This window comes from Corynebacterium sp. ED61 (genome assembly GCF_015233855.1).
In the GTDB taxonomy this organism is placed as follows: Bacteria; Actinomycetota; Actinomycetes; order Mycobacteriales; family Mycobacteriaceae; genus Corynebacterium; species Corynebacterium dentalis.
The window spans coordinates 216,638-228,945 of the sequence record NZ_JADGIT010000004.1 but is presented as its reverse complement, the minus strand read 5'-3'; the positions used below and the strand labels follow the sequence as shown (position 1 = coordinate 228,945).

General features: G+C 59.6%; 10 protein-coding genes. 4 read left to right on the top strand and 6 right to left on the bottom strand.

All coding sequences use genetic code 11. The features are described 5' to 3' along the window. Positions 1-5: 5 nt before the first annotated feature. Both IM764_RS06460 and IM764_RS06455 read right to left on the bottom strand, forming a co-directional pair. Positions 6-842: a 2-C-methyl-D-erythritol 4-phosphate cytidylyltransferase gene (locus tag IM764_RS06460; protein ID WP_194187330.1), complete on the bottom strand. Its 837-nt coding sequence runs from the start codon at positions 840-842 to the stop codon at positions 6-8. An 18-nt stretch (positions 843-860) separates the two neighbouring features. Further along, complete coding sequence (locus IM764_RS06455) at positions 861-1,457, bottom strand: CarD family transcriptional regulator (RefSeq protein WP_099298095.1); 597 nt, start codon at positions 1,455-1,457, stop codon at positions 861-863. 211 nt (positions 1,458-1,668) lie between these two features. Here IM764_RS06455 and IM764_RS06450 point away from each other — a divergent pair, with 211 nt between their 5' ends. Continuing rightward, complete coding sequence (locus IM764_RS06450) at positions 1,669-2,283, top strand: hypothetical protein (RefSeq protein ID WP_194187329.1); 615 nt, start codon at positions 1,669-1,671, stop codon at positions 2,281-2,283. 77 nt (positions 2,284-2,360) lie between these two features. After that, a complete protein-coding gene (radA, locus tag IM764_RS06445; RefSeq protein WP_099298097.1) occupies positions 2,361-3,761 on the top strand; it encodes a DNA repair protein RadA in 1,401 nt (466 codons plus the stop codon). Here the strand turns inward: radA and IM764_RS06440 are convergent. Beyond that, positions 3,758-4,438, bottom strand: a complete 681-nt coding sequence (locus IM764_RS06440; RefSeq protein WP_099298098.1) for a hypothetical protein — start codon at positions 4,436-4,438, stop codon at positions 3,758-3,760. The two genes, radA and IM764_RS06440, sit on opposite strands and share 4 nt — an antisense overlap. A 75-nt stretch (positions 4,439-4,513) precedes the next feature. Then, positions 4,514-5,164, bottom strand: coding sequence for a carbonic anhydrase (locus IM764_RS06435; RefSeq protein ID WP_099298099.1), 651 nt, complete (start codon positions 5,162-5,164; stop codon positions 4,514-4,516). A 61-nt stretch (positions 5,165-5,225) separates the two neighbouring features. Between IM764_RS06435 and IM764_RS06430 the strand changes: the two genes are divergently transcribed. Next, a complete protein-coding gene (locus IM764_RS06430) occupies positions 5,226-6,227 on the top strand; it encodes an A/G-specific adenine glycosylase (RefSeq protein WP_194187328.1) in 1,002 nt (333 codons plus the stop codon). 133 nt (positions 6,228-6,360) lie between these two features. Further along, on the top strand, positions 6,361-7,884 hold the full coding sequence (locus IM764_RS06425; protein ID WP_194187327.1) for a lipase family protein: 1,524 nt from the start codon (positions 6,361-6,363) through the stop codon (positions 7,882-7,884). Between the two features lie 61 nt (positions 7,885-7,945). On the opposite strand, the gene IM764_RS06420 is transcribed toward IM764_RS06425, so the two are convergent. Then, positions 7,946-9,469: a PepSY domain-containing protein gene (locus tag IM764_RS06420; protein WP_194187326.1), complete on the bottom strand. Its 1,524-nt coding sequence runs from the start codon at positions 9,467-9,469 to the stop codon at positions 7,946-7,948. A gap of 144 nt (positions 9,470-9,613) precedes the next feature. After that, positions 9,614-12,295 (bottom strand): ATP-dependent Clp protease ATP-binding subunit, encoded by a 2,682-nt coding sequence (locus IM764_RS06415; RefSeq protein WP_099298282.1) that lies wholly within the window; start codon positions 12,293-12,295, stop codon positions 9,614-9,616. Positions 12,296-12,308 lie beyond the last annotated feature (13 nt).

The following is a 12,308-nucleotide window of genomic DNA, read 5'->3' as shown; positions in this document are numbered from 1 at the left end:
GTTTTTTAACCTTCTTCTGTGGTGCCTTTGTCGGTGTCTTCTAGGTCTGCCAGCAGCATTGTGGCCACACGGTAATCCAGCGGAGTGGTGATCTTCATGGCCAACAGTTCGCCGTCTACCGCAGTGACTTTCTTACCGGCCATTTCCATCAGGGAGGCATCGTCGGTGGCGGTCATCAGTGGTTGATTCCCCGTGTTTCTCGACGCATGGGCCGAGCTGATTTCCACCGTTGCCAAGTACTCCAGGTTTGCCTCCCGCAGGTCGTCTAAGCGGAATACCTGCGGAGTTTGGGCCGCGCGCAAGGTATCCCGGGCTGGGGTTTGTTCCAGCAGGATTTCTCCATCGGCGGATCCAGCGCGGGCCTGGTCAACCACCTTAATGGTGTCCACCACAGGAACCACGGGAACAGACCCGGACCATGCCTGATGCTTGGCCCCGTAGCGCGCACTATCCACTACGCGGGCGGTCATCTCGGGTGGAGTCATACAGCGGGCGGCGTCGTGCACGGCCACCAGGCTGTCCTCGGGTACCTCACGCCGGGCGAGCTCTTCGAGGCCCGCCCACACGGAGTCCATCCGCTCGCCTCCTCCGAGAGTGACGCTGACGGCCATCCCCGCCCACGAGGCGCGATTAAAGTCCTGCTGGATGAGCTTTTCCGCAGTTTCCCGCATGTCTGGACTGACCAAGATGAGCGCGTGATCAATTACTTCAGAGCGAGCCAAACCATCGAGTGCGCGCTCCAGCAGAGTGCGTCCCGCCAGCTCCACAAAAGCCTTGGGCTGGTCAAACCCCAGCCGGCTGCCACTTCCGGCGGCGGCGACGAGTGCGTAAACGGCAGGCACGGCGGGAGCTACTGCTTCTTATTCGTCGTCTTCGTCCAACGCTTCGTCGAGGTCGATTGGCCCCTTGGAAGCATCCTCGTCCTCGTCGATGCCTGCGGCGCGTGCGGCCTCGGCTGCTTCGCGATGACGCTTGATGGTTTCCTGCATCTTCTCCAGGATCGCATCGGTCTTCTTGTCATCCACGCCCTCGGCCAGCGCCAGCTCTCCCACTAGGATCTGACGTGCCTTGGCCAGCATGCGCTTTTCGCCTGCGGACAGACCGCGGTCTTGGTCTCGGCGCCATAGGTCGCGAACAACCTCGGCAACCTTGTTCACATCACCGGAGGTCAGTCGCTCCTGGTTGGCCTTGTAGCGGCGAGACCAGTTGCCAGCCTCTTCCACATCTGTTTCGCGCAGCATGGAGAAGACCTTGCGCAGGCCTTCTTCACCCACCACGTCACGTACGCCCACCTTCTCTGCATTCGCAGCGGGAACGCGCACAGAAAGATCGCCTTGGTTGATGCGCAGGACCAGGTAGTCCACCTTGTCGCCCTTGAATTCGCGCTGCTCAATACCTTCGATGACCGCGGCACCGTGATGGGGGTAGACCACCGTATCTCCGACCTTGAACTCCATCAGCGTCTTAGCCTGCCCTTCGGGTGAGTGTGTGCTTGGATTTTCTTGTACATACCAAGCCCTTTTAATACCGGCTAATCCTACCCCAACAGCAACTTTGAGGCCGTTGAGGGGTTCCCCTTCCCCCTGCCTTCTCCCCTAAAGTCTTCGGTTTGACTAGGAAAAATGATCCGTCACGGGTTAGGCTAACTGTAGAGAAGAGATAGCCTTTTTGACGCCTCAGATGGAGGACCTCATCGTGAAGTTCCAGAAGTCGTTTGCTGCACGCAGCGCACTTGCACTGGTTGCCGCCGGATCCGCAGTCGCCTTGACTGCCTGCGGAGCTGGTCAGATCACTCAAACCTCGAACCAGGCCGCTGCCGTGAACGGCACCAACGGTCACTTGGAAAACGTCTCCTTGCGGGATGCCACCATCGTGATCGGCAAGGATGGCAACTCTTACCTGAAGTTCACCGCTTCCAACCTGGAAAATCTGGGCGAGTCCGCAACCCTGCAGTCCATTTCTATCGACGGCAAGGATGCGAATGTCAACGGAGACAAGACCATCAAGCCTGGATGCAACTTGGTAGCCGCTACCCCTGACGAAGTAGCTGAGATCAAGAAGGGTGCACAAAACCTATGCACCACTTACGCTTCCCCTGAGCTGTCCTCCACCGAGGGCGTTTACCCCGGCGGGTCCCTACCAGCGAAGTTCACTTTCGATCAGGGCACCGCAGAACTCAACCTTCCAGTTGTGGGAGAGCACCCGACCGCCGGTGAGGCTTACCGCAACCCAGCTAACGAGATTGTTTCTCCTGAGGAATTCCACAGCGAAGAATCTCACTAAACCCCTTTTTCGAGTTTATGTTCGATTAAAGGCGAGTTGCCGTCCCGTTTGTCCGGGGCGGCTTTTATTATGAGCGCATGCCTTCCGCAAAAACCTCATCCAAGAACTCTCGGCACACCGTGTTCACATGTAGTTCCTGCGAACACCAAGTGTCCAAGTGGATGGGTCGATGCCCGTCCTGCGGGGAATGGGGAACCCTCGCCGAAACCACCGGCTTGCGCAACTCGATGGGCTCCGGCGCAGCGTCCCGCAAGGGCCGTGGCCTCGTCACAGGCAGCAGTGGCGCCCAACCCATCACGGAGATCTCCGCAGAGCTAGCCAAGCACCTCTCTTCTGGAATCAAGGAGCTCGATCGCGTGCTCGGTGGCGGAGTGGTTCCCGGCAGTGCGATCCTGCTAGCGGGCGAACCCGGAGTAGGAAAATCCACGCTGCTGCTGGAGGTTGCGGCCAGTTGGGCCCGGATGGAACGCAGCGCTCTGATCATCACCGCGGAAGAATCCGTGGGCCAGGTAAGGCAGCGTGCGGAACGCACGGGGGCATTGCTGGACAGGTTGTTCTTGGCGTCGGAAAACGATCTGGCCGCAGCCATAGACATCGTCGATACGGTCAAACCTGACCTGCTGATCGTGGACTCTTTGCAGACCATGCACGCCAGCGACGTCGAGGGCGTAGCCGGCGGCGTGGCGCACACTAAGGCCGTCACGTCCACCCTGACCTCGCTAGCCAAACTCACGGGCATTCCCGTCATCATCGTCGGCCACGTCACTAAAGAAGGCACCGTGGCTGGACCTCGCACCATCGAGCACCTTGTGGATGTGGTGCTCAACTTTGAAGGCGATAAGCACAGTTCGCTGCGGTTTTTGCGCGGCATCAAGAATCGCTTCGGAGCCACGGATGAGGTGGGCTGCTTCGAACAAACCGGGCACGGTATCGAAGAAGTGGCGGACCCCTCCGGGCTGTTCATTCATCACCGCACCGAATCAGTGGTGGGCACGGCCGTGACCGTGGCGATGGATGGACGCCGGGCGATGCTCGGCGAAATACAGACCCTCGCCATCCCTGTGGAGATGAACTTCCCCAAACGCTACGTGACGGGAATCGAGCCATCGCGCTTGTCCATGGTGTTGGCCGTATTGGCCCGGCGAGGAGGCCACAACCTGACGCGCAAGGAAGTCTACGCTGCGACTGTTGGTGGCATGAAGATTGTGGAACCGGCAGCGGACCTCGCCACCACACTGGCCCTGGCCTCCACCGCCACGGAAACTCCCCTTCCCCATGGGCTGGTCGTGGTGGGCGAGCTGGGGCTCGGAGGCGAAGTGCGCAGCGTGCCCCAGCTAACGCAGCGCCTCAATGAAGCCGAAAGGCTGGGCTTTCACACGGCCATCGTCCCCGCGGGCTCCGGAAAGCACAGCTCCAGCATAAAGATCATCGAAGTTCGCAACCTCTACCAAGCGCTAGAGGCCGCGATGAAGAGCTAGCTCAGGTTGAACGTCGCAGGCTCAGAAACGTTGTCACCCAAGTGCGTGTACAGCAGGTAGGAGCCCGGCTGCACCGCCTGGCGATCATCGCACTGCTCAGGAGCAGAGGTGGTCTTGGACCACGCCTTCAACTCATAATTCACGGATTCACCAGCAGGAATGGTGATATCCCCGGAAACGTCCGAGCTATTACAATCCAGATCCGCCCACACACGCTGGTAGCTCTGCAGGGTGAACACCTCGAACTTCAGCTGATCTTCATCAGCATCAATCACACACTCGGCATCCGTGGGGTTGGAGATCTTGGCGAAGAAATTGGGCTGCTGAGCCGCACCGAAAGTCTGTGCACCCGGCTGAGCCGTCACCTTCAAGTCCGCCAAAGAACAGGACTTCTTGGACGAGCTGGATTCGGACGAAGACTCAGACGAGGAAGATTCCTTCGCTGATTCCGTTTCCTTCTTCGTGTTCGGCGGCTCGTTTGGCGAGGTCATATCGGGAGTCGTCGAGGAAGCCATGTTGTCCGTGGCCGCGGCATTCTCCCCATCATCGTTGCCACCCAGCGAACTGATGATCCACCACAGCAACAGCACAACCACCACGAGCAGCGCCAACGCAGCAACGCGACGGCGCACATACACTTCCTTGGGCAACTGCTTTTCTCGGTTATCCTCGCTCACACCAGCGGATACTACCGGCCAGGCGCAGCCAAATCACGGAGCAACACCGCACTGAAATCAAGAGTGATTTCTTCGCTAGCGCTGCACCGTCTCCGCGCCGATATCCAGGCCGTATCCCACCAAGGGCTCCGCCTTGCCGTCAGAGAGACGGTAACGCAGGCCCACCACCGCGCACCGCCCGTCATTCAGCCGCTCGCGAATCTCCGGGGAGCGATCCACGATGTGGTTGGCGATCTCCTTGACGTGGTTACGCTCAAAGTTCTCGATGCCGCTCAAACCTTCGGCCTTCGCACTCAGCAGGCTCGGAGTAACCTTCTCCACCAGCACGCGCTGGAAACCGCTAGGCATCACGCCCTTATCCAGCGCGGTTTCTGCCGCCGCCACCGCGCCGCACTTTTCGTGCCCAAGCACCACAACCAGTGGCACGCCCAAGGAGTCCACCGCAAATTCCAGCGAGGCCAACACGGACAGGTCCGTGATTTCACCCGCGGTGCGGATCACGAAGACATCGCCCAATCCCTGGTCAAAGACGATTTCCACCGGCACGCGCGAGTCACTGCACGCCAGCACCACGGCGTGTGGGTTTTGTCCGTGTTCGCCAAGGCCGCGTCGTTCTCCGTCCTGGCGGGGATGGTCGGCCTGTTGAGCCATAAATCGCTCATTGCCTTGCTGCATGAGGTCCCATGCCTGCTGTGGGGTGAGCTGTGCCTGTGCTTCAGTTGTCATGTCCTCAATTCTGCACGCTCGACTACCAAAATTCCAGCGGGTAGGGCACAATGAGCCCACGATGAACAACCCCCACGCCACTGATTGCGCAATTGATCCCACTGCCTTAGCTAGCGCTCTGAACAGCTGGTTTGGTGAGCACGGACGGGATCTTCTGTGGCGGCATCCGGACACGTCCGCGTGGGGAATTTTGGTCAGCGAGGTCATGTCCCAGCAGACTCCCGTCAAGCGCGTGGAGCCACTGTGGCAGGCGTGGATGCAAAAATGGCCCACCCCGGCGGACTTGGCTACCGCCCCGAAGGCCGATGTCCTGCGCCTATGGGCGAATCTGGGATACCCACGGCGCGCGCTTCGATTGCAGGAATGCGCGCAGGCTTGCGTCGAAAATCATGACGGTGAGGTACCCGCGACCGTGGCCGAATTGGAGGCGTTGCCTGGCGTGGGCAGCTACACGGCTCGCGCGGTGGCCGCGTTCGCGTTCGGGCAGGCTGTTCCCGTGGTGGACACGAACGTGCGTCGGGTGTATCGCCGATTGGTCGAAGGCGAGTTTTTGCAGGGCCCGGTGCGAGCTCGGGATCTGTGGGATATGGCCTCGTTGCTGCCGTACGTGGATGAAGATCCTTCATTAGCACGACGCCAAACTCGTCACCAAACAGCCAGTCCCCTACCGTGGGGCGATCCCTCTCAGCGCGAGGCTGCGAACGTTTTATGTGCCTCGTTGATGGAGTTGGGCGCGCTGGTTTGCACAGCGGCGAACCCGGCGTGTGACTCTTGTCCGGTGGAGTCTCAGTGCCAGTGGGTGGCGCGAGGCAAGCCTGCGCCGACGGCGGAGGAGAATGCCGCAGCTAAAGGGAGGGTTCAGAAATTTGCTGGCACTGACCGACAGGTCAGGGGAAAAATTATGGCTGCGGTGCGAGGCGTGGACACAGTAACTTCTGCTGACATAGCGCTCGTGTGGGAGGACAAGATTCAGCTCGAGCGATGCCTGAATTCATTGCTCGTGGACGGCTTGGTGGAGGCTGAGGGAAGCGGGAAAGCTAAGACTTTCCGATTGCCACGCTAGCTGACAAGGTGAAACGTCAACTCAAAGTCTAAACTTCTGCTTGATCGCCCCTAACGGGGTTAAATTCCGAACAATTCCAGTTTTGTTCTCATTTCCGCATAAGTTCCGGGTGGAAACAATATTGTTTCCAAGCATGACGCTCAAGAAAAATTCACGCTCGCGCAATCGGACCGTTGCGCTGCTTGCCTCCACACTGCTGGCGGCTTCTTCAATGTCCGCAACCTTCGGAGTTGCCGGAGCACAAGAAGGTTCTCTCTACGAAAGCGCCGAACAAGCCAATCAAGGCAGCGTCGAGGCCTCCAGCCAGGGCTCGGCCGTGGGCAGCGCCTCTGGTTTAGTTCCTGGATCCATTGACCTCAACCAGGGTGACTTTTACTCCACCCTTCCCGAGACGGTAGAAGGCGAGCCCGGAGAAATCCTGAAGAAAGAACCTTCCAATTTCGCCCTCGGAGTTCCCCTCGTGGACTGGACTGGCTCCACCGCTACTCGTGTTGCATACGTGTCCACCGATGACAAAGGACAGACAGTCCCCATCACCGGTACCGTCCTGACTCCCACCTCGCCGTGGAAGGGCAAGGGCCCACGTCCACTGATGGCCATCGCTCCGGGTACTCAAGGTTCAGGCGATGCCTGCGCCCCTAGCAAGCTGATGCCTTATGGCGTGGAGTACGAAGCACTTCCGGTAGCTGCTGCTCTGGCTCGCGGCTGGAACGTAGCTATCACTGACCTGCATGGATTGGGCACTTCCGCGCAACACACATACATGAACCGAGTGTTACAGGGCAATGCCACCCTGGATATGGCTCGTGCGGCCGAGAATCTGAAAATTCCTGGAATCGATTCCAACACTCCCATAACCACCTTTGGCTACTCCCAGGGCGGAGGCTCTTCAGCAGCCGCACTGGAACTGCAACCTACCTATGCGCCAGAGCTCAACCTGGTCACGGGCTACGCCGGTGGCGTGCCTGCCAACCTGCACTCCGTGGCCAAGCAGGTAGATAAGTCCCCACTCACCGGCGTGCTGGGTTACACGGTCAATGGCTTCCTCAACACCGAACCTCAGCTGCAGCCACTGATGGACGAACTACTCAATGAAAAGGGCAAGCTGCTGCTCGAGCAAACAAAGGACGAGTGCATCCCGCAGTCAATCGCGAACCACGCGTTTGTGGATACCAGCACATTGACCAAGGACGGCCGCGCACTGTGGGAGATCTTGCAAGATGAACCACTGAAGTCCCTGGTGGATCGCCAGTTGATCGGCGAGCGTGCCCCTACAGTTCCCGTGTACGTGGGCCATGGCACCAACGATGACAGTATTCCCGTGGAACAGTCGCGTCGTATGGCCCGCATGTGGTGTGAGGCTGGCACTCCGGTGAATTACCAAGAACAAAACATCCCCCTGGGGCCTCCCCTGACCAACCATGTTTTCCCCATGCTCACTAACCTGACCCCAGCGATGGTGTGGATGGAGAAGGTCATCAATGGCGAGAATTACGAGACCACGCCGTGCGATCAAATCCCCTCCGGCGTGGATGTGAAACCTACTGGCCTCGAGGCTGCAGGCAGCACCCCCGGAAGCGTGGCTGCTAATACGGAAACCATCATCGATGGTGTTCCTGGCTCGCTAGGTTCCTCCTCCGGATCCAGCCGACCTTGATGGTCGGCTGATCCCCGCCAACTAGTTCGCTAGTCAAGCTAACCGTGGCCGTGTTCTCCGCTTACGTGCCGGCGGGCACGGTCATTTTCTGTGTGAAACGCGGGGAGGCTTGCTTGGCCGCCCGGCGTGCCAGCACGCGGTCCACCACGATCATCACCGCCAGGCTGATGCCGAACAGCGGCAAGAACACGCCAACCGTGGCCAGCAATACGCCCACGATGACCCATTCCACCACGCTCAAAGGTTGGTTCGGGCCAGGCAATCCTGCCACACCGTTGCGGGTCGGGCGGCGCTTCCACCAAGCGATATAGCCAAAGACAACCAACCCAGCGATTCCCAGTGCGCACACGAACAACAGAATTTGCAGCGGCAGACCAAACATGATGCCCATGTGCAGATAGATTCCCCAGCTTGTCAGCTTGCTGAACAGTGGCAGTTGAGAGAACGGTAGGGTATCCACCACGTCGCCGGTTTCACCATTGACGCTCACCGCATCAGAGGTGGTGCGCCACGGCACCCAGCGCTCGCTAGCCTGCCAGGCGTGTTGGTTGTCCTCCGGTGGGTAGAGGCGCTGTGGGCCGGTCAGCCCCTGGTCCCGAGCAGTATCGAGCACCCGTTGCGCCTGGCTGGAAAGCTCTTCGGCCGTCAGTGGTTGCCCTTCGTGGTCCGTCAACATGCCGCCGTGCTGGGCGTGGTTGTGTCCTCCGGTCGACGCCACCTCCTCTCCATTCAGCGAGGTCTCAATGTTTTTCGGTTCTCCCTGGATCGCATCGACCGTGGAGCTGACGTTAGCTCCGGCGAATGCGGACCACGTGATGCCGGTGGCGGACAGGCCAAGCATCACCACGAGCAGCCAGGTTCCGGCCACTCCGTGCAGTTTGACGTGCCAGTTGCGGCTCTTGCCTTGTCCGTTCCACAAGCTTTGGCGCTTGGCTGCCACGTGGGTGGACTCTGGCGTTTCTTCGCCGTCGAGTGCAAGGTCTAGCTGATGCTTCTTGGTGGGGTTCTTCAGACCGGTGAAGATCTTTCGTCCACCCACGCGGCTCCACCACAAGACGAGTCCGCCGAGGGCCACGAACCACAGCCAGGAGGCCGCAAGCTCGGAGTACATCTCTCCCGGGGTGCCGAGGAACATGCTTTCGTGCATCTCGGAGATGAAGCGGCGCAGGGGCATTTCTCCGAGGCCGGAGTAGCTGGGCTCGTCGCCAATGACTTTGCCATCGCCGGGATTCACGAACACACTGCGCAGGCGTTCTTCACCGAGGCTCTCGTCCACCAGCAGGACGCGAGTAGAATCGTCGGCCTTAGTCGCAGGCCAGACCTGGGAAACTTCCATATCTGGGTAAGCCGCCCGGGCGCTGTCGATCTGGGACTGCAGCGTCACGGTCTGCGAGGACGGCTGAACTTTGATGATGTCCCCGTACACCACGTTTTCCAGCGTTGGCGCCACCGCGTACGCCGCACCACTGAGAGCTGCCACAAGGATGAATGGCCCGATGAACACTCCGGCGTAGAAGTGGAGCCTGCGGATCAGCGGTTTGAGTCCGCCGAATGCTTTGTTAGTTGTCTGTTGCTGGTTATTCACGGACAACTAGTCGCATTTTTGCAGCCGGTGGTTCCCCACTTTTGTCTCAGAAACGAGAAGTCCCCACCCGTCGATGGATTCCTTACTGAATCCGATCTCCGGTTGGGGACTAATCACCGATGCGAATCTAGCTGTGCATTTTCCTTAGGAGGAAGTGTTCGAATCCTCGTTTTCCTTGGATCCGCCTTCATTTCCTTCGGGGGTAAAGTCATCGCTTTCTGGCACATCTGAATCGGCAGCGTTTTCCACTGCCTTTTGCGCCTCTTCGGCCCGAGTGTCTTCTTCTGACTCGATGGTAGGCAATGGCTTGACCTTGGAGCCGAAGACGAACTTCGCGTCCGTTCCCTTGGACTCGCCATCCCAGTTCTCCACGTCCACAGTGGCAATTTCGCCTGCGCCCAGCTCGCCGAACAGGATCTTCTCGGACAAGACATCCTCGATCTCCCGCTGGATGGTACGGCGCAGCGGACGAGCGCCCAATACTGGGTCAAACCCGCGCTTGGCCAGCAAGTTCTTGGCCTTCTCGGTGACTTCGAGTCCCATGTCCTTGGCGGCCAGAGAGGAAACCACGCGGCGCAGCAGCAGGTCCACCATCTGGACGATCTGCTCACGGGTGAGCTGGTGGAAGACCACCACGTCATCGATACGGTTGAGGAACTCTGGCCGGAAGTGCTTCTTCAGCTCGTCGTTGACCTTGAGCTTCATGCGCTCGTACTGCGTGTCCTCGGAGCTCTCGCCGGAACCAGAAAAGCCCATGCCCACGGCCTTGGAAATATCCGAGGTTCCCAGGTTAGAGGTGAAGATCAGCACGGTGTTCTTGAAGTCCACCTCGCGGCCCTGTCCGTCGGTCAGACGACCCTCTTCCAGAACCTGCAGCAAGGTGTTGTAGATCTCCTTGTGCGCCTTCTCGATCTCGTCGAACAGCACCACGGAGAATGGCTTGCGACGAACCTTCTCAGTCAGTTGGCCGCCTTCGTCGTGGCCCACGTATCCCGGAGGGGCACCGAACAGGCGGGAGGCCGTGAAGCGGTCGTGGAATTCGCCCATGTCAATCTGGATGAGGGAGTCATCATCACCGAACAGGAACTCGGCAAGCGCCTTGGACAACTCGGTCTTACCCACACCGGATGGTCCGGCGAAGATGAAAGAACCGGACGGACGCTTCGGATCCTTCAGACCTGCGCGAGTACGGCGGATTGCGCGGGAAACAGCCTTCACCGCGTCATCCTGACCGATGATGCGCTTGTGCAGCTCGTCTTCCATGCGCAGCAGACGTGCGGACTCTTCCTCGGTGAGCTGGAACACGGGGATGCCGGTCCAGTTGCCGAGTACCTCAGCGATTTGCTCTTCACCGATCTCAGCTACTTCGTCCAGTTCGCCGGCGCGCCAAGCCTTTTCCTTCTCCGCTCGCTCTTCGGTGAGCTTTCGCTCATCGTCGCGCAATGCTGCCGCCTTCTCGAAGTCCTGATCATCGATCGCGGCTTCCTTCTGGCGGCGCACGTCGGCGATCTTGTCATCTACGTCCTGGATGGACTTCGGCGCGGTCATGCGCTTGATACGCATGCGGGCGCCCGCCTCATCGATGAGGTCCACTGCCTTATCAGGCAAGAAACGATCGTTGATGTAGCGATCTGCCAGGCGCGCGGCGGCCGCCAGTGCGCTGTCCGTGATGGACACTCGGTGGTGTGCCTCGTAGCGATCTCGCAGGCCCTTGAGGATTTCCACGGTCAGGTCCACGGATGGCTCCGGCACCTGAACGGGCTGGAAACGACGCTCCAGCGCGGCATCCTTCTCGATGTGCTTACGGTACTCATCCAGCGTGGTAGCACCGATGGTCTGCAGTTCACCGCGGGCCAGCTTTGGCTTCAAGATGGAGGCTGCATCGATGGCACCTTCTGCAGCACCAGCGCCAACCAAGGTGTGGATCTCATCGATGAACAGGATGATGTCACCGCGCTGGTTGATCTCCTTAAGCACCTTCTTCAAGCGCTCTTCGAAGTCACCGCGGTAGCGAGAACCGGCCACCAGAGAGCCCAAGTCCAAGGAGTAGACCTGCTTGTCCTTAAGAGTTTCTGGAACGCGGCCGTTCACGATGTCCAGCGCGAGGCCTTCCACTACGGCGGTCTTACCCACACCGGGCTCGCCGATGAGCACTGGGTTGTTCTTGGTGCGGCGAGACAGCACCTGCATGACGCGCTCGATCTCCGTACCGCGTCCCACCACTGGATCCAGCTTGCCGTCCTTGGCAGCCTGGGTCAGGTTGCGACCGAACTGGTCCAGCACCAAAGAGTTGGACTTCTGGCCCATCTTGGACGATGCAGGCTCGGAGCTGGAGGAACCCACGCCAGCGGTGGCTGGCTCGTCAGGAGCCTCTTCGCCTTCGCCGCCTTCGTAGCCGCTGAGCAGCTGAATGACCTGCTGACGCACGCGGGAAAGGTCTGCTCCCAGCTTGACCAGCACCTGTGCTGCCACGCCTTCACCCTCGCGGATGAGGCCCAGCAGAATGTGTTCGGTGCCGATGTACTTGTGGCCCAGCTGCAGCGCCTCGCGCAGGGCCAGCTCCAGTACCTTCTTGGCGCGTGGGGTAAATGGAATGTAGCCACTTGGTGGGTGTCCGCCAGAACCGATGATCTCCTTGACCTCGGTGCGGACTGCATCCAGAGAAATCCCCATTGATTCCAGGGCCTTGGCGGCGACTCCCTCGCCTTCCTGGATGAGGCCGAGCAGGATGTGCTCGGTTCCGATGTAGTTGTGGTTCAAGGCGCGAGCTTCTTCCTGGGCTAGGACAACTACACGCCGTGCACGATCGGTAAACCTCTCAAACATGGTGATCTCCCTC